This window comes from Amycolatopsis sp. A1MSW2902, assembly GCF_017312175.1.
Classification (GTDB): Bacteria; Actinomycetota; Actinomycetes; order Mycobacteriales; family Pseudonocardiaceae; genus Amycolatopsis; species Amycolatopsis nivea.
Map to the genome: position 1 here is coordinate 51,994 of NZ_QJPO01000005.1, position 18,168 is coordinate 70,161.

Annotated in this window: 22 protein-coding genes; 6 read left to right on the plus strand and 16 right to left on the minus strand. The window is 72.1% G+C overall.

Annotated features, from left to right (window positions below; genetic code table 11):
* Positions 1-30: 30 nt before the first annotated feature.
* Positions 31-375, minus strand: a complete 345-nt coding sequence (locus DMP23_RS47560; RefSeq protein ID WP_337825266.1) for a hypothetical protein — start codon at positions 373-375, stop codon at positions 31-33.
* Between the two features lie 267 nt (positions 376-642).
* On the opposite strand from DMP23_RS47560, the gene DMP23_RS47565 reads away from it, so the two are divergent.
* Positions 643-1,089 carry a hypothetical protein gene (locus DMP23_RS47565; RefSeq protein ID WP_337825267.1) on the plus strand — a complete coding sequence of 149 codons (447 nt, stop codon included), beginning with the start codon at positions 643-645 and terminating at the stop codon, positions 1,087-1,089.
* Between the two features lie 222 nt (positions 1,090-1,311).
* Here the strand turns inward: DMP23_RS47565 and DMP23_RS47570 are convergent, their stop codons facing one another.
* The 6 genes from DMP23_RS47570 to DMP23_RS47595 all read right to left on the minus strand — a co-directional run bounded on the left by DMP23_RS47570 (position 1,312) and on the right by DMP23_RS47595 (position 7,061).
* A complete protein-coding gene (locus tag DMP23_RS47570) occupies positions 1,312-1,647 on the minus strand; it encodes a WDGH domain-containing protein (RefSeq protein ID WP_337825268.1) in 336 nt (111 codons plus the stop codon).
* Positions 1,648-2,040: 393 nt separating this feature from the next.
* Positions 2,041-2,436, minus strand: coding sequence for a hypothetical protein (locus tag DMP23_RS47575; RefSeq protein WP_337825269.1), 396 nt, complete (start codon positions 2,434-2,436; stop codon positions 2,041-2,043).
* Positions 2,437-2,515: 79 nt separating this feature from the next.
* Complete coding sequence (locus DMP23_RS47580) at positions 2,516-3,895, minus strand: hypothetical protein (protein ID WP_337825270.1); 1,380 nt, start codon at positions 3,893-3,895, stop codon at positions 2,516-2,518.
* A gap of 371 nt (positions 3,896-4,266) precedes the next feature.
* On the minus strand, positions 4,267-5,022 hold the full coding sequence (locus tag DMP23_RS47585; protein WP_337825271.1) for a hypothetical protein: 756 nt from the start codon (positions 5,020-5,022) through the stop codon (positions 4,267-4,269).
* A gap of 110 nt (positions 5,023-5,132) precedes the next feature.
* On the minus strand, positions 5,133-6,572 hold the full coding sequence (locus DMP23_RS47590) for a hypothetical protein (protein WP_337825272.1): 1,440 nt from the start codon (positions 6,570-6,572) through the stop codon (positions 5,133-5,135).
* Positions 6,573-6,860: 288 nt separating this feature from the next.
* On the minus strand, positions 6,861-7,061 hold the full coding sequence (locus DMP23_RS47595) for a hypothetical protein (RefSeq protein WP_337825273.1): 201 nt from the start codon (positions 7,059-7,061) through the stop codon (positions 6,861-6,863).
* A gap of 437 nt (positions 7,062-7,498) precedes the next feature.
* On the opposite strand from DMP23_RS47595, the gene DMP23_RS47600 reads away from it, so the two are divergent.
* The 4 genes from DMP23_RS47600 to DMP23_RS47615 all read left to right on the plus strand — a co-directional run bounded on the left by DMP23_RS47600 (position 7,499) and on the right by DMP23_RS47615 (position 10,722).
* Positions 7,499-8,323 carry a ParA family protein gene (locus DMP23_RS47600; protein ID WP_337825312.1) on the plus strand — a complete coding sequence of 275 codons (825 nt, stop codon included), beginning with the start codon at positions 7,499-7,501 and terminating at the stop codon, positions 8,321-8,323.
* A complete protein-coding gene (locus tag DMP23_RS47605) occupies positions 8,320-8,898 on the plus strand; it encodes a hypothetical protein (RefSeq protein ID WP_337825274.1) in 579 nt (192 codons plus the stop codon). The genes DMP23_RS47600 and DMP23_RS47605 overlap by 4 nt, the downstream gene beginning before the upstream one ends.
* Positions 8,899-9,078: 180 nt before the next feature.
* Positions 9,079-9,330, plus strand: a complete 252-nt coding sequence (locus DMP23_RS47610; RefSeq protein ID WP_337825275.1) for a hypothetical protein — start codon at positions 9,079-9,081, stop codon at positions 9,328-9,330.
* Between the two features lie 87 nt (positions 9,331-9,417).
* Positions 9,418-10,722 carry a hypothetical protein gene (locus DMP23_RS47615; RefSeq protein WP_337825276.1) on the plus strand — a complete coding sequence of 435 codons (1,305 nt, stop codon included), beginning with the start codon at positions 9,418-9,420 and terminating at the stop codon, positions 10,720-10,722.
* Between the two features lie 10 nt (positions 10,723-10,732).
* On the opposite strand, the gene DMP23_RS47620 is transcribed toward DMP23_RS47615, so the two are convergent.
* Positions 10,733-11,257 carry a hypothetical protein gene (locus tag DMP23_RS47620; protein ID WP_337825277.1) on the minus strand — a complete coding sequence of 175 codons (525 nt, stop codon included), beginning with the start codon at positions 11,255-11,257 and terminating at the stop codon, positions 10,733-10,735.
* A 160-nt stretch (positions 11,258-11,417) separates the two neighbouring features.
* Between DMP23_RS47620 and DMP23_RS47625 the strand changes: the two genes are divergently transcribed.
* Positions 11,418-12,293: a hypothetical protein gene (locus DMP23_RS47625; RefSeq protein WP_337825278.1), complete on the plus strand. Its 876-nt coding sequence runs from the start codon at positions 11,418-11,420 to the stop codon at positions 12,291-12,293.
* On the opposite strand, the gene DMP23_RS47630 is transcribed toward DMP23_RS47625, so the two are convergent.
* From DMP23_RS47630 to DMP23_RS47665, 8 genes are all read right to left on the minus strand, one after another.
* Positions 12,274-13,155 carry an aldo/keto reductase gene (locus DMP23_RS47630; RefSeq protein WP_337825279.1) on the minus strand — a complete coding sequence of 294 codons (882 nt, stop codon included), beginning with the start codon at positions 13,153-13,155 and terminating at the stop codon, positions 12,274-12,276. The two genes, DMP23_RS47625 and DMP23_RS47630, sit on opposite strands and share 20 nt — an antisense overlap.
* Complete coding sequence (locus DMP23_RS47635) at positions 13,095-13,952, minus strand: JmjC domain-containing protein (protein ID WP_337825280.1); 858 nt, start codon at positions 13,950-13,952, stop codon at positions 13,095-13,097. Before DMP23_RS47635 ends, DMP23_RS47630 begins: the two co-directional genes overlap by 61 nt.
* Positions 13,898-14,305, minus strand: coding sequence for a hypothetical protein (locus DMP23_RS47640; protein WP_337825281.1), 408 nt, complete (start codon positions 14,303-14,305; stop codon positions 13,898-13,900). The genes DMP23_RS47635 and DMP23_RS47640 overlap by 55 nt, the downstream gene beginning before the upstream one ends.
* A gap of 93 nt (positions 14,306-14,398) precedes the next feature.
* On the minus strand, positions 14,399-14,521 hold the full coding sequence (locus DMP23_RS47645; RefSeq protein WP_337825282.1) for a hypothetical protein: 123 nt from the start codon (positions 14,519-14,521) through the stop codon (positions 14,399-14,401).
* A 101-nt stretch (positions 14,522-14,622) separates the two neighbouring features.
* Entirely contained in the window at positions 14,623-15,531 is a 909-nt protein-coding gene (locus tag DMP23_RS47650; protein ID WP_337825283.1) for a nucleoside hydrolase, read from the minus strand.
* Positions 15,528-16,757, minus strand: coding sequence for an MAB_1171c family putative transporter (locus DMP23_RS47655; RefSeq protein WP_337825284.1), 1,230 nt, complete (start codon positions 16,755-16,757; stop codon positions 15,528-15,530). Before DMP23_RS47655 ends, DMP23_RS47650 begins: the two co-directional genes overlap by 4 nt.
* 25 nt (positions 16,758-16,782) lie before the next feature.
* On the minus strand, positions 16,783-17,364 hold the full coding sequence (locus tag DMP23_RS47660; RefSeq protein WP_337825285.1) for a hypothetical protein: 582 nt from the start codon (positions 17,362-17,364) through the stop codon (positions 16,783-16,785).
* Between the two features lie 17 nt (positions 17,365-17,381).
* A complete protein-coding gene (locus tag DMP23_RS47665) occupies positions 17,382-17,867 on the minus strand; it encodes a helix-turn-helix transcriptional regulator (protein WP_337825286.1) in 486 nt (161 codons plus the stop codon).
* Positions 17,868-18,168 lie beyond the last annotated feature (301 nt).

Consider the following 18,168-nt stretch of genomic DNA (forward strand, 5'->3'; position numbering starts at 1 on the left):
ACCGCAGCCGCGCGGTCTCCTGCGCGGTGGTCACCGCCAGACGGTCGGCCACTGTGCGTGCAGCGTGACGCCGAGCTTGTCGAGTTCCTGGGCGAGGGTGCTCCCTTCCGGCGGGACGCCGGTGAGAGTCCAGGCCACCGAGGCGTCTCCGTACCCGGAGACGCGCGCGTCGGCCAGGACGAGCCCGATCATGGCGGGGAGCTGGTGGTTTTTGCCCTCGATGTCAGAGCGGTGGTCTCGGAAGATCACCCACAGCTCGGGAGTCAGCTCCCGGGGCGGCAGGCCCGGCTCCTCTTCCCGCTTCGCTCTCATGTGCACTTCGTCCAGCACGACGCGGTGCAGTTCGGCGTGGATCACGGTCTTCGCGGTCGTCATGACCGACACCGTGACCAGAAACGAGCACGACCGCAAACGCCTCGACCCACGCTTGACCCACGCTCGACCCACACCGGCCACCGCGCCGGTCGACGGCTTCGCCCGCTGTGCGACATCCCGTGAGTTCTGCGGTTCCTCGTCGGGAACGTAAGGATCCGTGACCAGCGCGAACACGGTTCAGCCTGCGTTCGGGGGCGACGCCGTGCCCACGATGGTGGGCACGGCGGGAACGAGCAGGCCGAGCAGCTGGTCGTCGGGGACGGCATCATGAACCACCGCAACCACCACAACCGTGCTCGCACCATCACCGGAGGAACGTTCGTGGCCCGAGACAAGCGCGTCGTCGCGCGCATGAACGAGACGGGCGAGACCTGGGCTACCGCACTAGCCGCGATCCGCGCTGAGGACGCCAGCCGCCGCAGCGCCACGATCGACGTCGTGATGCACGCGGCTGACGGCTGGTCGGATGCCCTGCTCGCGGCGCTGGAAAAGGAACACGGTGCGCTGGGGTTCAACATCGTCGGCCACTCGGATGCGGTCTCGGGCGAGATCGCATCCGCCGACATCTCCGACGACGAGCACGGCGAACACATCGAACTCGTGCTGCGGATCAACCCGAGCCAGTTGAAGTACCTGCCGGAACACCGTCCCCTTGAGGTTGAGCTGTCGAAGACGACGCTGGCCCGCCTCGCACGGCGAATGCAGAGCAAGTGAGCACCGGATGAGCTTGAGGACGGCGCATAGCGGCCCGTCCAGGGGACCAGCGGATCCGCCCGTAAAGCTTCACGGTGGGATCCTTCCTGGTCAGAGGAGGAGGAGGAGGAGGAGGAGGAGGAGGAGGCGTCCGCAGGAACGCCGGCAGACGCCATAGCGGCGGAGGAGAGGTCGTGAGTCGTGCGAACACGTCGCACGCTTCGCCCGCACCCCCCGGCGGGGTCACCGTCGCCCGACCTGCCCGGGAGCGGCATCGGGGCCGCGGGACTGCCCGGTGGCCAGGGTGCGCAGGCGCGTGAGCGCGGTCTGTTTGTCGTGGCCGTCCCATCGGGCGCGGGGGTCGCCGGGGGCGACGACCGGCACCGCGGCGAACAGCGGCAGGTCATCGGGGTTGATGTGCCAGCTGACCTGTCCGGCTTCGGTGTCGGCGTAGAGCACGGGCAGGCGGGGCTCGTCCGGGTCGTTGTAGGCGATCACGGCCTCCCGTCCGGGGTCCAGGACCGCCCGCCGCACCAGCGCCGAGATCAGGTGCGCGCGTTCGCGGTAGAGCTGGCGCACCTGATCTCGGCGCTGGTGCGGCGGGGCCGGTCCCGGCGGCTTCCCCGGCGTCCTGGTCGAGCAGTTCGTTCATGGCCTCGTCGGTCTCGTTGTCGACGCGCTGCCAGTACACGCATCGGTGGTCGGGGACCCGGATGCGTTGCACCAGGCCGAGTTTCGCCAACGCGCGCAGCTGCGGGTACACCGCCTGGTGCCAGCACCAGGCCGCGCACGACCCGCGCGGGTCGCCGGCGAACCGGCAGACGGGCTTCGTCTCCGGGCTGCTGCAGCCCGCGCGGCGGGACATGGCCACCAGCACGTCGGGCGTCGACATCGGCTCGTCGGCGCCGGCGAGGATCGCCCGCAGGCGCCGCCTCACCTGCACGGTGCCGGGCTGCGGTTGCCGCCCCATCGTCAGCGTCCTTCCGCGGCCGGCGCCACGTCGAACGCCAGCTGGGCGGCGTCCGCGTCGAGGTAGCGCCATTCGATCCGGGTCACGACCTCGTCCGGCGCGATCCCTTGCGCCCGCACGAAGAACCGGTCGACGAACTCGGCCGGGGACAGCTCGGGGAAGCCTTCGCGGGCGACGTCCTCGGCGGTGATGTCCCGGAGGGGTTCACGGCGGACATCGACGACTTCGACGTCGACGATCCGCACCAGCGGCTCGCCCGTTTTCCGGCCCATCACCTTGCGGCACAGCGTGATCCGCTCACCGGGGCGCAGGTAGTCCCAGCCCTTGCGGCGCGTCACGGTCTTCGCGCGGCGACGCACCGCGTCCTCGGTGTAGGCGACCGACATCAGGCGCGGCATGGTTCACGCCGCCCCGGGGTCGTGGCGCCGCGTGCCGTCGCAGCCCGGAGGACCCGGCAGCGGGGCGATCCCGGCCGGCTCACTTGGCCGGCCCCTTCCGGGCGCTTTTCTCGGCGGCCGGCGCTTCTTGTGCGCTGGTCACGGCGGCTTCGAGATCGCGGATCCGGCCGGCCAGGGCCTCGACCTCGGCGCGGTGGGCCTGGTTGACGTCCTCCTGCGCCTTCTCCCACTGGCTGCGGTCCTGGGTCCGCTGGTTCTGGTGCTCGGCGCTGATCCGCTGTCGCTCCTGTTCGTGCCGTTCGACCAGGGTGTTGATCTGGGCGTGAGCCTTCGCCGCGTCGTCGCGGGCGGCGGTGAGCTGGTGATCGTGGCGCTGCTGCGCCTCGTCGAACCGGGTGTTGAGCGCGGTCAGCTCCTTGCGCAGCCGCTCGGCTTCGCCTTGTGCGGCCTCGGCGGCCGCGGCGTCATTGACGGCGGCCTGGCGAACCCGCTCCAGTTCCTTGCGCGCCTCGTCCGCGGCGCTGCGGGCGTCGGCCGCGTCGGCTTGGGCCGCCTTGACCTTCTTGTCCGCGTCGGCCTTCGCGGCCGTGATGCGGTTGTCGGCGTCGGTCTTGGCGGCTGTGACCTGGTCAGCCGCGTCCTTGCGGATCTCGCCGACCAGACGGTCGTGTTCCTCCTGGCGCTTCTGCAGCGCGTCGTCCCGCTGCTGCTCGGCTCGCTTCACGGCCTCGGCCGCGCCGTCTCCGGCGGCTTTGACCTGGTCAGCCGCGTCTTTCTTCGCGGCCTCGACCTCGGCGCGGGCCTCGCCCAGCTTCCGCTCGGTCTCCGTCTCCAGCGCTTCGAGTTCGTCGACGGCTTCGTCCCGGACCGCTGCCGCGGCGTCGGCTTCCTCGCGTGCTTTGCGGGCGGCGCGTTCGGCCTTCTCGGCCCGGGTGTTGGCGGTGCTGATGGCGGCGTCGGCCTGGGTACGGATGTGCTTGATCTCGCCGCTGGCCTTGTCCGGGTCGTCCATGACCTCGGCCAACTCGGCGGCGTGGTCGAGGATCTGGGCCAGCTCGCCGTTGTTGCGTTCGAGGAACGCCTCGCGCTCGTCGAGGGCCTGGTTCCAGCGGGTCCGGACCACGGGCATCGCGGTGGCGCTGTCGGTGACCTCCCGGTTCGGGTCCAGCACGAGCACGTCCGGCGCGATGACCGCGACCCCGCCGTTCTCCCGGGCCCGCTCCGCCTTCTTGCGCCGGCGGTGTGCCTTCAGGCCCGTGTGCGCCGGGTTGTCGCAGTACTGCGGGTCCGCGCCGGGCTTGCCCGGCTTGCGGGGCTCCGACGGGCGGCCGCACAACGTCAGTTCGGGGTCGTTGTCCGGGCCGGTCGGGAACGGGCACGTCCCGGTCGGCGCAGCGCCGCCGTCCGCTCCGGACTGCGCGCCGTCGTCGGCCTGGTCGTTCACGGGCTGTTCGCTCATGTCGCTCAGCGTACCACGAACTCATTGCATTGCATAGCGTTTCATTTCATATCAGCAATGCAATGCAATGATTTTTTTACTGTTTAAACAGAGAATTTGGGCGCGAAAAAGGCCCCCGCTGCTCGGCTGGCAGAGAGGGCCTCGAAGAGGTGCGGCGACGTGGTCCGCCCGCTACCGGGGAGGTCTGGCGTTGCGGTGACCGCGTGCTGTGAACTTGTGTGTCGCCGATCGGCTCGCCGTCAGGTTTTCAGGTCAACTGCCTGACGGTGACCCGCTTGACGATGTTCGTCGTGCTGGTGGTGAGCTTGCTGGGCTCAGGACCGGAGAGTAGTCGGGTGGCGGTGGCGGGGGCGGGGGCAAGCCGGGGGCGGTCAGGCGAGTCGGAATTCCTGGCGGCAGGCGGTGCAGACGATGCCGGCGGCCTCGAAGGTCGTGCGGGCGATGCGCAGCCGCCGCGGCTGCGGGCACCCGCACACCGCGGCGAGCATCCGGCCTTCCGGGGCCGCGCCGGCCGGGCGGGGCGGGGCTTCGAGCCGGTGGACGGTGAGCGCCGTGCGCAGGTGTTCGAGCTGGTCACGGTAGGTCTCGGCGGTCGCGGGCGGCACGGAGGTGGCGGCCCAGCCGCTGCGGCCGGCGTCGGCGACGTGCAGGCCCATGTCCTCGGCGAGCGCGGCGAAGCGACGGTTGTGGTAGCGGCCGCCGTCGCTGGTGTCGGCGATGCCGCGGTGCTCGGCGCGGGCGTGGGCGGCCTCGTGCAGGAGGGTGCCCAGCGCCTCGACCGGCCCGAGGGCCAGTCCCTCGCCGCTGACCAGCAGTTCGTGGACGAACATGTCCTCCTCACCCGCCGCTGCGGCCCGGCCGTCCTCGCCGCCGTGCCCGCGTTCGTCGCGGCGGACGGCGGGGCGCACCCACTGGCGGCTGGCGAAGTGCCCGAGCTTGGCGCGGGTGCGGCGCCGGTCGGTCCCGGTGCCGAGGGCGATGACCACGTCCGGGACGTCGGGATGACGGGCCTGGATCGCCCGCCAGGCCGCGGACAGGCCGCTGACCAGCGCCTCGGCGATGCTCGTCGCTTCCGCTGCCGCGTCGGCGGACGGGCTGCCGGTCGTCGCCGGGGTCGTGGGGCTCACGTCGCCTCCTCGCTCTCGGCCGCCAGGGTTTCCCAGCGTACCGCCCTGTACGTCGCATCTCGGCCCTGACCAGGGCGAATGCCAGTGTTCCGGGCGCTGTCCGGCGAAGGTCATCGACGGCCGTGCCGATCGCGGCGCGGGCGGTACCCCGTGCCGGTTCGCTCCCGGCCGCGAGCCTCGGCGACGGCGGCCGCCCGGTCGCGCAGCTGCTGCTGCAGCGGCGAGAGCCGCGGCCGCGTCCGCAGCTGCTTCGCCTGGACATGCGCGGCGAACTCGGCGACCGCGCGGTCGCGGGCGGTCGGTTGCCCGGCGGGCCGGTCGAGGCGGATCCGATCGGTCAGCGCGGCGGCGGCCTGGCCGGGTGTGGGCTGCCAGTACCGCCCGGCCTCGGCGCGGACGTCGGCGAGCAGCCGGGCACCGATCCGGCCGTAGGCGGCCCGGTCGGCCTCGGCCCGCTCCTCGACCGCGGCGACCGCCTGGTCGACGCCGAACCGGCGGGCCTCCCGCCGCAGGGTCGGGTCCGTCATCGGTTTGACCAGGCCATTTCCGGTTTGGGTGGTCCAGATGGAGAGCCGGGACCGCACCCACCCCGCCGGATGTATAACGGCGTACACGCCGTGGGATCGGGCGGTGCTCACGCCGCTCCACCCGACTGGCCTGGACCGGAGGGCATGGAGCAGGCCGTCATTGCACCAACCTGCCCGCCACCAGGACCGGCACTCGCTGCGGACGGCTTTCGCGCTCAACCTGGCGAGCACAGGGTGCTGACGGCGCAGCTCAGCGGCCGCGGCGAGCATCTCAGCCCGCGTGGTCGGGACCGTCCGCGCCCAAAGCCGCCGCCCGCTCTCGTCAAAGCTGCCGCGAAGCGGCTCGATTTCGTCTTTTCCGCCCCCGGAACCGCCGCCGAGCCTGTGGAAAATTTCCCTCGCGCGCGTACGTAGGTGGTTAACTTCTAAACGCAACTCCACCGGGTCTAAAGACCCGGTGGGGGTCCAGTTTTTCTGCCCAAGCTGTTTGACCTGCGCGATCGCTGCCTTCAGCTGGGCGAGAGTGGTGGTGTATTCGCGCTGCAGGGCGGGCTTGGCGGCCTCGTCGGCATAGGCGGGGACGCTCAGGCCGTAGACCGCGGCGCGGTTGCCCTCGATGCGCGAGCCCATCGGCCTGGTGGCCGGCGTCGAGCCCGGCTCGATCCGGTCGATCCAGCCCAGGATCCACAGCTGCCGCAGCCATCCGGCCAGCGTCGCGCGCGCCCAGCCGGTGGCGGACATCAGCCGGTCCCAGGTCGGCCAGGTCTCCCCCGACTCCCACCCGGACCACCGGCACAGCTCGCTGACCAGGGCATCCACCTTGCCGCGCGCGTCGCGGCGCAGCTCGCCACGCCACGGCTGATCGCCCAGAACCTGCTGCCACTCCGCCGGTCCGACCGATCGGACCTCCACCGCGGCCGTCGGCGCCGCGCCGATTTCCGCAGCGTCCGGCTTCCCCTTGAACTGTGCCCAGCACGAGCCGCACAGCGTGCACGCCGACGGCAAAACGAACCGCAGCGGCAAGTTCTTCCGCAGCTTCGCCTCGGCATTTCCGCAGGTGAAACACGGCTTCCGCCGTGCTTTGGATACAAGTGTGGCCTGGGCCTCTTCGTTCGTCCGCGTGTCGCGCGGGCGCGATGAGGCGCCAGGCCGAGAGTCGTGCGCTATGATGACTTCGACCTAACTGAAGACACCACAAAGCCCGGGGCCCCTCCCCAGCAACGAAGAAGAGTTCCGGCGTGGTGTACGTGTAGTTACGCGGTAACGCCCTGCAGGAGTTGGCAGCTCCGATGACCAGGGCGTTTCGTGTTTTTACGGGCTCAAGGTCAACCCCTCTTGCTGTTCGTAGGACATGCCGACTCGTTCAGCGATCAGCATCCCGATCCAGTCGGTCAGTGTCAGTCCGCAGCGTGCAGCGTCGGCCTCGGCCGCCTCGGCGAGGACACGTGGCTGCCGCGTGTTCACCTGTCGACGGTCGCCTTTGCTGCGGCGACCGGGCTTTTTGCGCTCCACGGTGCGGAAGTTATCGAACCTGCTAGCCGAAGCGCTGGAGGCGCGCCGGGATTTCGCCTAGCAAGATTCGTCCACTTCCGAGTGATCATTTCCGGCTCTCGACGACGGTTTGCGGAACGTTCGCGCTGGTCCGTGCACGGGTCCGCATGCCCGAACGCGCGTGCACGCGCACCCGCATACTGGTCCGCGCCCGCGTGCGAGCTCGCGTCTTAGCCCGCACGCGGGTATATACGCGGGTGCGCGCGACTGCCCGCGCGCTGGCCCGCACGCTGGCAGGAGCGCTCGCCCGCTTCCGCGCAGGGGCGCGGATCCGGGATCGAGCCGGAGCGCGTGCCCGAGCGTGGACCGGCGCACTTGTCCGCACTCGGACGCGTCCGCTGGTTCGGGCGTGTTCCCGGCCGCGGGCTCGCGGGTGTGCCAGTATGTGGGCCGTGACGATGGTGATCGAGTTACCGGCGGACCTGAGCGGCGATGAGGTTCTGCGCTTCATCGCCAAGCTGCGCTGGTGGGCGCGCGTCAATCTGCGGCGCGTGATCATCGTGGTGGCCTCGGCCAAGGGCGGGGTCGGGAAGTCCACCATCGCCACCGAGCTGGCCTACTGCCTGGACGCGGTCTTGGTGGACCTGGACTGGGACGACGGGGGCGCGTCTCGGGCGCTGGGGTGGCTGCACGAGCAGCGTCACCGCTCGCCGCTGCTGGACGCCTTGGATTCGGGGCGGACCCCGCGGCCGATCCGCGGCGGCGCGTCGAAACCGGACCTGGTGCCGGCCGGTCCGACGCTGGAGGCCAACCAGCCGAGCGCGGACCGGATGTGCAAGGCGCTGATCCAGTGGGCTGCCGACTGGGACCGGCCCGTGGTCGTCGACACGCACCCGGGCGGCAACGCCCCCGCCGACGGTGCGAAGGCCGCCGCGCACCTGACGGTGACGCCGACCACGCTCGGCCTGAAGCAGATGGAGGCGCTGAACGGGTTCGCGGAGAACCACGACGGCTACAACCTGATGATCGCGCCGAACGAGATCGTCTACCAGGTCTGGGCGGATCCGCACCTGGAGCGGATCGCGCAGATCGCCAAGACCTACGAGATTCCGGTGTCGTCGCCGATTCCTGAGGTCAAGTGGCTGCGCAGCCGGAAAGCCCGCACCGCAGTGTGCTCGGTGCGGACGATGCCTGCCTCGCGCGAGGAGTTGATCACGGCGTACGCGAAGGTGGCGCACCAGTCCGCGCTGCGTGCCTTGCAGGCGACGGAGGACGCGGCATGACCAGCGGAAACGCACCTGACGGCGTCTCGGAGATGGCCAAGAACCGACAGGAACGGAAGCAGCGGCGGCGGCCGCGGGAGCTTCCTCCGCCGCGGCACCCGCGCCCTCCGGCAGAGCCGCCGACCGACGACGAGGAGAAGAAGCCGGCGGTGCAGCCGACCGAAACCGGCTCACGCCAGGACGACTCCGGTGCGTCCGGAGCTGCTCCGGGACCGAGCGCGCCGCAACCATCGGCCGCTCCGGCTCCGCCGGAACCTCCGCGCAAAGGGGCTCAGAAAGCCGCTGCGGGCCCGAGCGGCTCCTCCGGACGTAAACCCTCCGGCCCGGCCGCTCCGGCGTCTCCCGCGGCCAGCGGGAAGGCCGGAAAAGCGGCTGCGGATGCTGCGCTGTCCTGGAGCGCCGCATGGCGGAAGCAGTCGGAGCGGCTGCAGACCCTCGTCGCCGCGGTGCGTCGTGCGCGCGAGCAGGGAGCGCCCCCGCTCGTGCTCGGCGCGGCGCTCGCCGACGCCGAGCAGCGCGCCGGGGTGGCGCTGCCCGCCGAGGTGTGGGCGGCCGCCGACCCCGAGCAGGGTTAGCATGTCCCTCGCACGCGTGCGCGCGTACGGGCGCGTACCCGCGTGCGGGCCCGAGTGCGCACGCCCGCCCGAACCGCTGCCTTGCAAGGCAGGCATCCTGACCAGCGGCGGCGCGGTTGCGTCACCGCCTCACGGGCTTTAAAATCAAGTTGATTTAATTTCTGACGGGGAAGGCCGGCGATGAGCGACTCGGATGTTCGCGCGGCCTCGGCGCGGTGGCCGGCCGAGGCCGGCGAAACCAGCTGGGATCGGCTCACGCGACTACGGCAGTGGCGCGACGAGCTGGAGACCGTGATCCAGGCCGACATGCCGGCCGCGGCCAAGGAAGCACGCCGGCACGGCGTGCGGGCAGCCGACCTCGCGAGGGCGTGGGGCGTATCGGTGGCCCGGATCTCCCAGGTCGCTCCGGTACGCGCGAAGCGAGCGGAATAGAAAGTGGGCCCCGGAGGTGCGCGAACACCGCCGGGGCCTGGACACGACAGATTGGAACCCATGATGTCCGTAGTTGATGATACGGCCTTGGCTACCAGCGGAAACCGGCAGACGGGCCGCCACGGCCGGTTCGGTTTCCGACGGGCCGCTCAGCGGCCGGAACGGCCGCCGTTGTCGTTGGCCGAGCGTGCGGCGGACGCCGAGGAGCGGCAGGCGGTGCTCAGCAACAGCAACGCCCTGTTCGAGGCGCCTGATCTGGACGAGATCGACGCGCGGATCGCGGCGGAGAAGCAGCTGCGCGCGCTGCAGCTGGCGCATCGAGTCCGCGAGGACAAAGCGGCGATCGATCAGCTTGATCGAGAGGCACAGCGGCAGCGGTCGCGAGCGGAGAAGGACGCGGCCGAGGAGGATCGCCGCCGGAACGAAGAGGCGGACATCCAGCGCTGGAAGCAGCGCGCGGGTGACCGCGCCGAGCAGCTGACCAGCAAGTCGGCGCAGCTCGCGGAGACGGCGAAACTCCTGGTCACCGCCAAGAAGGCGATCATCGCAGGGATTATCCTGCTGCTGGCCTGGAGCGGGGTGAACGTCCAGCAGCAGCTCGTTCCCGGCAACGAGCTGGGCAATCCGCTGTTCTGGATCAGCTACGCGCTTGACGTCACGCTCGGCGGGACGCTGGTGCTGCTGATGCTGACCTCGGCGACCACCGCGCGGGCCGGGATGGGCCAGCGGAAAACGCTGGTCAGGGGCTGGCGGGTCTCGCGGTACCTGCAGGAGGCCGCGATCCTCGCGGCTTCGCTGGCGCTCAACAGCGGCACGCACCTCGCCCACGGCGAGCTGCTGCTCGCGGCGAAGGCGGCGATCGCGCCGGTCATGGTGGGGATGCTGGTGTGGGCCTACAACCACATCACCGGGCAGCTCTCGACGACGCTGCTGAAGCTGACCGACGACTTGCACGCGCACGAACAGCTGGTCAGCGACCTCGACGCCGCCCGCCGCGAGATCGACGAGCAGCGCGAGCGCGAGGAAGGGCTGCGGAGCTGGCTCAAGGACGTGCAGAAGACGCTGGACACGGTCAGCGCGGAGGCGCACGCGCTGCGGGCGGAGCGCGAAGCACGGCCTGAGGTGGTCCTGGACGAGCGGACGCTGCCGCTGCTTCCGCACGCGCTGCGCGGCTTCGAGGGCATGGCCGCCGGGTCGCTGACGCCCTCGATCGTGGCGGACGGCGGCGGGGTTCCGGCGAGTACCCAGCTGGCCTCGAAGCTGGGCCTTCCGAAGCCGGTCGCGATCGAAGTACGCGACCTGATGAAGAAGCTCGCGAAGGGCGACACGAAGCTGGTCGTCGCCGAGGCCGAGGCTGCGCCGGCGGTGCCGCTGCTGAGCCGCGCCCAGTAGCCGAACACCGTCAGCGAGGGGCCCCGCCGCGGCGGGGTCCCTCGTCGCGTCCGGGCATGATCGAGGAGTGTTTCTGCTGGTCATGCCTTGCGCCGGACACCGGCGGGGCAGGGTGGCCGTCCTCGCGCTGCTCGGCGATTTCGGCCCGGAGGAGTTCCAGCCCGGCGACCGTGAGGTTCCAGCCGCCGGGCAGGCCGTGCACGGCGAGGTGGGCGCGCACGAGGTCGTCGCCGACCGCCGGGTCGCCGTTGAGGTGACGGGCCGTCGCGCGGATGATGACCTGCACTTCCTCCGGGATTCCCGGCTCAGTGAAGTCCGGCGCCCAGAAGGCGCCGCTCCGGTCGTCCAGTCCGCCGCGCCGCATCGTGTCGGCGAGCACGCGGGGTATCGCCTGCGGCGCCTCGCGGAGTCTGCGCTCGCCGGTCGGGTTCGGGCTGGTGCCGAACCACGCGGTCAGCTGCTCGCTCGCGCGGCCGGGATCGTCGACGGCTGCGGCGGCGATCCGGAGCAGCGCCTGGTCGACGTCGTCGTTCATCCGCCGATCCTGGCAGCGCCCGCAGGCCCCGGGACACCGCCAAGAGGGAGACGGCACCACCCGGGCCCCTGCGCCCGTCGCGAGCTCACGTGTTCGCCGGTTCGCCCGCCGGGCCACTACCGTTGACCAGCACGGGACGGGTCGGCGGAAGGAGCACAGGATGTCCGCGGTCGAGGTTGCCGGTACACGCCGCGCCGGCGCGGCCGCGCCGGACTTGCGTGCCCACCCCCGCGAGGACGTCCTGCTCCGGATCGAGCAGGCCCTGGGCGTGCGGCTGGACCGGGAGGGCGAGGTGCGCAAGCGCCGTTCGGTCGGCGCGGCCACCGATCGCGGCACCTGGGTCCGGATCGAGACGCGCCGGCCGGAGAAGATGGCTGGTCAGGGCTTCAACGGGCCGGAGGCCGCGGGGCTGCTGACCGGGATCGCGAAACCCGCCTGGCACGCGAGCGTCGCCTGGGCGGAGCCGGAGGCCGGGCTGATGTGGCGGGCGGACGAGACGGAGCTGGTCACCGCCGCGCCGATCAAGCCGGGCGGCATCCTCGCGGTCGACCCGCGGCTGCCTGCGGCGTGGTGGGCGAGGCTGAACGCCTCGCTCGACGCCCTCGCGGCCGCGGACACGACGCGGGTGGCGACCCTGCACACGGCTCCGGTCACGCAGGCCCGGGTGGCCGGGGAGATCGCCGCGGTGTTCGGCCCGGGCATCGACACCGCGATCGGGTCGTGGGCGCCCGCGCACGCCGATTTCACCTGGGCGAACCTGCCCGGTCCGGAGTGCTGGATCCTGGACTGGGAGGACTGGGGTCTGGCCCCGCGCGGGCTGGACGCGGCGATGCTGTGGTCGGCGTCGCTGGCCGTGCCCGGTCTCGCCGAGCAGGTCCGCGACCTGCGCCGGGCCGATCTGGACAGCCGCGACGGGCAGCTGATGATGTTGTGGTTCGCGGCCGGGATCGTCGGCGCTCCGGCCGGCTACTCCGGGCCGCTGCTGGACCCGGCCCGCGCGGCGGCCGAGCGGCTGCTCAGCGAGCTGCGGCGCTGACCGCCCGGGCGCGCAACAGCTCCCGGTAGCGCGCGATCCGCTGCTCGTCGACGTCCAGTTCGGCCGCAGCGAGCAGCTCGTCGAGGTGGGCGGGGTCGTCGGTGCCGACCGCCATCCGCCCGACAGGCGGCAGGACGTACGCGACCCGCAGCAGCGCCTGTGCGACGGTCGCGTTCTGGTGCGGGGCAAGGAATCCGCGCGGATCGAGCGTCTTCCACACCGGGCGCTGGACCTGGCCGCCGAAGGGGCTCATGCCCCACCGCGCGCCGGTGTCGAGGCCGTAGAGGCCGGCCAGGTGCTCAGCGGCGTCGAGGACGTCGGCGGCGACCAGCAGCCCGGCGCGGGTCATCAGCACCTGCGGCGCCGGGACGCGCGCGGCCGCCGCGGCGTCCGTTACTGCGGCGGCCAACGGCCGGGCGTCCCACGTCGAGACGCCCCACGACCGGCAGAGCCCGGCCGCCTTCGCCTGCGCGAGGACGGCGGCCGCGGCGGCGAGCCGATCGAGGTTCTCGGCCGGGTCGGTGCTGGTCAGGGCGCGTTCCGGGTTGTGCAAGAACACCGTTTCCGGCACGAGGTCCAGTGTGGCGGCTGACTCGTCGAGTGCGTCGCGCAGCCGCACCGGGTCCAGGCTGTGCACGGGTGTACCGGCGGGGCCGGGGAAGAACCCGACCTTGGTGGAGACCGCGAACTCGGCGAGCAGGTCCGCCGCGGCGGCGGCGAGGGTGCGGTGGGAGCCGAACCCGCGGTAGTTGAACGCGGTGTCGATCGCCCGCACCCCGGCGGCGAGGGCGTGTTCGAGGATCAGCCGGTCGTGGCGAGACCGGTGTAGCCCGAGGACAACTCGGGGCCGGCTTCCGCGCATATGTTCTCCCGCATCAGCTTCTCGGCGATCCGGGCCGCGTCGAGGCCGGTCTCGGCCGCGACGTCCGCGACCACGGCGGGGTTGCCCGACAGGAGCGGCCGCAGCGCGGGCAGCGCCTTCGCCGCGAACCGGATCCGCCGCCCGGCCGCGACCACGGTCACGGTGCCGTCGTCGGCGGTGTCGATCTCGGGCGGGAACTCGGCGACGCACACCACCCGTTCCGGCGGCCCGAATGCGCCGAAGGTCGACAGGTGCCGGGCTGGGCGCTGGGCGCGGCGGCGGCCGACGAGGAACTCGCCCGGCGGGCGTGCTTGCGCCAGCCCGGCCACCGCCCCGGACAGCGCCAGGGACTGGGCCTCGGGATCGTCGTGGTGGGCGAGGTCGTGGCGGAACAGTTCCTGGTCACGGGCCTGGTCGGCGAGCCAGGCGACCCAGTCCGCGCCGGTGCGCGCGACGATCCCGAAGGTCACGTGCAGCGAGAATCCCGACCCGTCCTCGGCGTCGCGGTCGGTGCGGGTGGCCTGGTGCCAGTGGCCGCGGGGAATGTGCATGACGTCCCCGGGCGCCATCGTGCCCGTCCACACGATCTGTTCGCTGGGCTCGGTGTTCGGTTCGGCGTCGCGGAACATCGGGACCGGGCGGGACGCGCCGCGCACCTCCCAGGATTTCTCCCCGGCGAGCTGGACGACGAGGACGTCATGGTCGTCCCAGTGCAGCTCGAACCCGGCGGCGTCCTTGCTGGTCAGGAGGTGTTGACCTGTACCAGCTCGCCCGACCACCACTGCAGCGCGCGGCACGCGACCTCCATCGTCGGGTCGAACGTGTCGGTCGCGTCCAGCACCATCGTCACCCCGGAGTCCAGCAGCCGGCCGAGCCGGTCCATGTCGACCATCGGGATCGCCTGCCCGCGCCGCGTGCGGGCGGCGGCGATGTACTCGCGCGGGTGCAGCTCGCGGCCGCCTTGCAGGCACCGGAACTGCGGCGGGGAGAGGCTGCGCCGCATCGTGAGGTCCAGCAGCCGGTGCGGGGTGAGCAGCCGCGCGCACAACGCCCGGTCGGGCAGCTGGCCGCGGGCGAAGACCTTCCCCAGGCCGCCGGGCCCCGACCAGCCCAGGGCCTTCTCGACGCCGTCCACGAGCAGGTGATCCATCAACCGTCCCTCACAGGCGAAATGGTGCTGGGCAAGGAAACGGGGGCCGTGCGACGGCATTCGCCCCCGCGCAGCCCCCGGTTTGGAGTTCGTTTAGCCGTCGCGGTTTTCTCCGTCGTCGCCCTGAGCTCCGTCGGAGGTCTGGAACTCGGTGCGGTCCTGCACCACCGCCAGCTCCTCGACTCCCAACACCAGGTCATCGACCTCGGCTGCCATCCGTCACCACTCCTTGATCGCACGACGAGAGGACTCTCCAGCCTGGTCAGCATCCCGCCGGTGCAACAGGGCCGAACGAGCGAAAGGTGCGGCCGACGGGGTCAGGCGGTGAGCCCGGCGGCGAGCCGGGCGAGGACGGCGTCGGGATCGACGGCTGAGGTGATCGCCACCGCGGGCCTGCCCGGGTCGTCGGTGGCGATGCGGGTCGCGCCCCGGTGCCCGTGCCGGTCGTCGAGGACGACGGCGACCGGGGCGGTGCGGCGTTCGAGGGCCAAGTGCTCGTCGACGAGCACCGCGGCCGCGAGCGGGTCGTGCAGGGGGAGGCTCGGCACCTGGTCGCGTGCTTGCAGGAGCATCGCGGCGGCCGGGCCCCACAGCGGGACGGCACCGTCGGCGAGCTGCTGCAGCCATCCGCGGCCGGCGGCGACGGTGCGGGTGACGTCGAGGCTGACCAGGGTTATCGCGAACCCGGCAGCGAGGACCTGGTCGGCGGCGTCGGGGTCGAGGCGGACGTTGGTCTCGGCGTGCGGGGTGATGTTGCCGGTGGTGTCGAAGGCTCCGGCCATGGCGACGACGCGGCGGAGCAGCCGGGGCAGGTCCGGTTCGGCGGCGAGTGCGCGGGCGAGGTTGGTCATCGGGCCGAGGGCGAGCAGCTCGACCTCGCCGGGGCACGCGCGGGCGAGGTCGAGCATTTGCTCGACTGCGCCCTGGTCAGAGGGGCCGCGGCCGGGTTTCCCGGCGAGGGCGGCGAACGGGTCGTCGGGGTGGCGCAGCTGCAGCGCCTGCGCGAGCGGTTCGGCGGAGCCGATCGCCACGGGTGTGGAGTGGTCTCCGGCCAGTTCCAGGGCCCGCAGGGCGTTGCGGGCGGCTGCGGCCGCGGTGACGTTGCCGTGCACCGTGCCGACGGCGAGCAGCCGGATGTCGGGGCAGCGGGCGAGGTAGTGCAGCGCGAGCGCGTCGTCCAAGCCGCCGTCGGTGTCGACGAGGACCGGGCGGGGCGGGGTGGTCATGAGACGGTCTTACCGTCGGCGCGCCATTCGGTGACGATCGGGGACGTCGCGAAGGCTCGGGCGAGGCTGCAGAGCCAGTCGAGTTCGGTGTCGAACTCGCCGTCGGCGGGGGTAGCGCGTGCCGCTGACGCGCCCGCGTCAGCCGGTGCGTCGCCGTTGCCGTGCGCGGCGAGCGCGGCCGCGAGCTGTGCGGCTTCGACGACGATTACCTGGTCAGTGCCGGTGAGACCGGCGTCGGTGGCGCGGCTCCGGGCGGTGTCGGCGACGGCGGGGCTGCGGTAGGGGCTGAGCAGCAGCAGCGCGTCGCGGATCTCGACGACGGAGCGGGCGAGCGCGAGCGGCACGTCCTGGGATTGGGGAAGCGGATCGGCTCCGCGGCTGATCTCGGGCAGCGCCGTCCGCAGACGGCGGTGCAGCGGTTCGAGAAGGCGGAGCGCACGGCGGTAGCGCAGCATCCGGCGAGCGTGCTCGGCGCGGGCGGCACCGGCGGTGACCAGGACGCCGGCCAGCAGAAGCGCGGCCGCGAGCGCGGGCGCGCCGACGGCGACCGTGCAAGCGGGGGAGCTGAACGCCTCGTGGCAGACGCCACCGGCGTCGCCCGCGCCGGTGCGCGATCCGGTGGCGACGTGGTGCACGACGACGGCGATTTTCGCGACGGCGTAAGCGATTCCGGCGAGGCCGCCGACAGCGAGGACTCGGAGACCTGCGCGCAGGAGGCCGTCGGAGTGCCGCGAAAACCGCCACAAATGGAGTGCGAAGTCGGCACCGGTGACCACGAGATAGGCGGAGTAGGCGATCGTGTAGACGACGAGGGCGGGGTCGGTCGCGAGGTAAGCGTCGAAACTGCCGGTCAAGACCGCGCTGTGCGGCAGGAAGAACGTCACGACCAGCACCGCGACGACGGCGGCCAGAGCGGTGCCGCGTGTCGCGAGCTGCCGGGCCGGCCGGACGTCGGGGCGTTCGGCCGCGGCGACCAGCACGGTGGCGGCGAACGCCGAGACCAGTGTCCCGCAGTTGCCGACCAGCTTGAACAGGTCGGGAACGAACCGGTTCGCCCATGCCTGCGAGGGCGTCGCCATGACGGCGAACACCACTGCGAGGGCTGCCAGGAGCAGGACGTAGGCGGCGGCCGCGAGGCTGTTCGGGCTGGCGCGGACGCGGCGGGCCCGCACGAGCGCGGCGATGATCGCGATGACCGCGACCAGGTAAAACAGCGTCGCTGCCATGGTCTGCTCCGGATCTTGGGCTGGTTCAGCCGAAGATACCCTCGACCCGGCGCGCGAACTCGCCTCCGCGACGCCGCGGCCGCTGCCGGGCGATGCGGGCGAGAACGAGGTGGGCGATGAGCTCGGCCTCGTGCTCCTCCTGCGCCGAGGTGGTCCGCTTCAACATGTGCGCGAACGTCGCCGGTGCCAACTCCGGCCCGATGCGCTGGGCCTTTTCGTCGGAGAGGATGCAGCGCCCGCGGTGCTCGCGGATCATGTGCCCCACCTCGTGCAGGATGATCGCGTCCTGGTGCACCGAGGTCGTGTTGCTGGTGTAGGCGATGACGTCGTAGTCGGCTCGGGCACGCCAGGCACCGGAGCTCTGCCCGGGTGTCCACGCGACCGCGCAGAGGTCGATCGGGCGGCCGCGGCTGGCTTCCAGCCGGTCAAGGAAGACGTTCATGTCCCACGGGTCGGGGATCCCGACGTCGCGCTGGAGCTGGGCGACGGCGCGCTCGCAGGTCACGCGCAGCTGCGACCAGTCCACCGTGCCCTCTCCCATCACCGCGGCGACCGACGCCAGGCGCAGGCACCACGGCGCGGGCCACGCGGCCGGCATGGTCGTCATGGCCATGATCGCATGCCTCAGGCTTCGGGAGAGCTGGGTTTGCGGCGTCTGCGTGTCGACCGCGGCTGGGCCTCGTACTGCTCCAGCGAGTCCACCAGCGCGTCGACGGCGCCGCGGCCGCGCTCGTCGAGTCCCATGATCCGCTCGGCGATGGCCTGGGCGTCGCTGTCGCGGTATCGCTGCAGGTCGGCCAGCTGCTGATCGATCCTCCTGGTCACCTCGTCGTCGGCGAAGTACGTCACCGGCACGCCGAAGAACGCCGCGATCGCGCTCACGAGGTCGAAGCCGGGGCTCCCGCGCTGGCCTGTGGCCAGCTGGTTTAGGTATCCGGCGGACACTTTCACGTTGCTCGTGTCCGCGATGCCGGCGGCGAGTTCCCGGTAGGAGTACGGCTTCCGGTCAGGCGGGTGGATCGTCGCTATCAGGCGCGACAGCTTCGCGGCGAACGTCTCGCTAGGCTGGTGCGGGGCCGCGGAGCCGCTGGTCGGAGGGTCATCGGTCACTGCGGCGCTCCTTCACGTGCGGCACCCGCTCGTCGGTCCGCCCGCAGGCTGGGATGCGCGGCGGGCGCCCTCCTCACGGACCACAGTTCGCGGTCCGCTGCGATCATCACCGGCCGCCGCGCCGGCGACGCGGGCGGGGTCGGCGAGCTGCGCGCACCGCGACCCTCGGTGGCGACCGCGGCACCGAGGGCTTGTCGTTCGGGGACGCGCGGACCTCGTTCGTGCGGCATGAGCCGCTCCCTCCAGGTTCACCGCCTCCTGGTTCCTGCACCGCTTTCGCACGCAGACCAGGGGAGGTCGT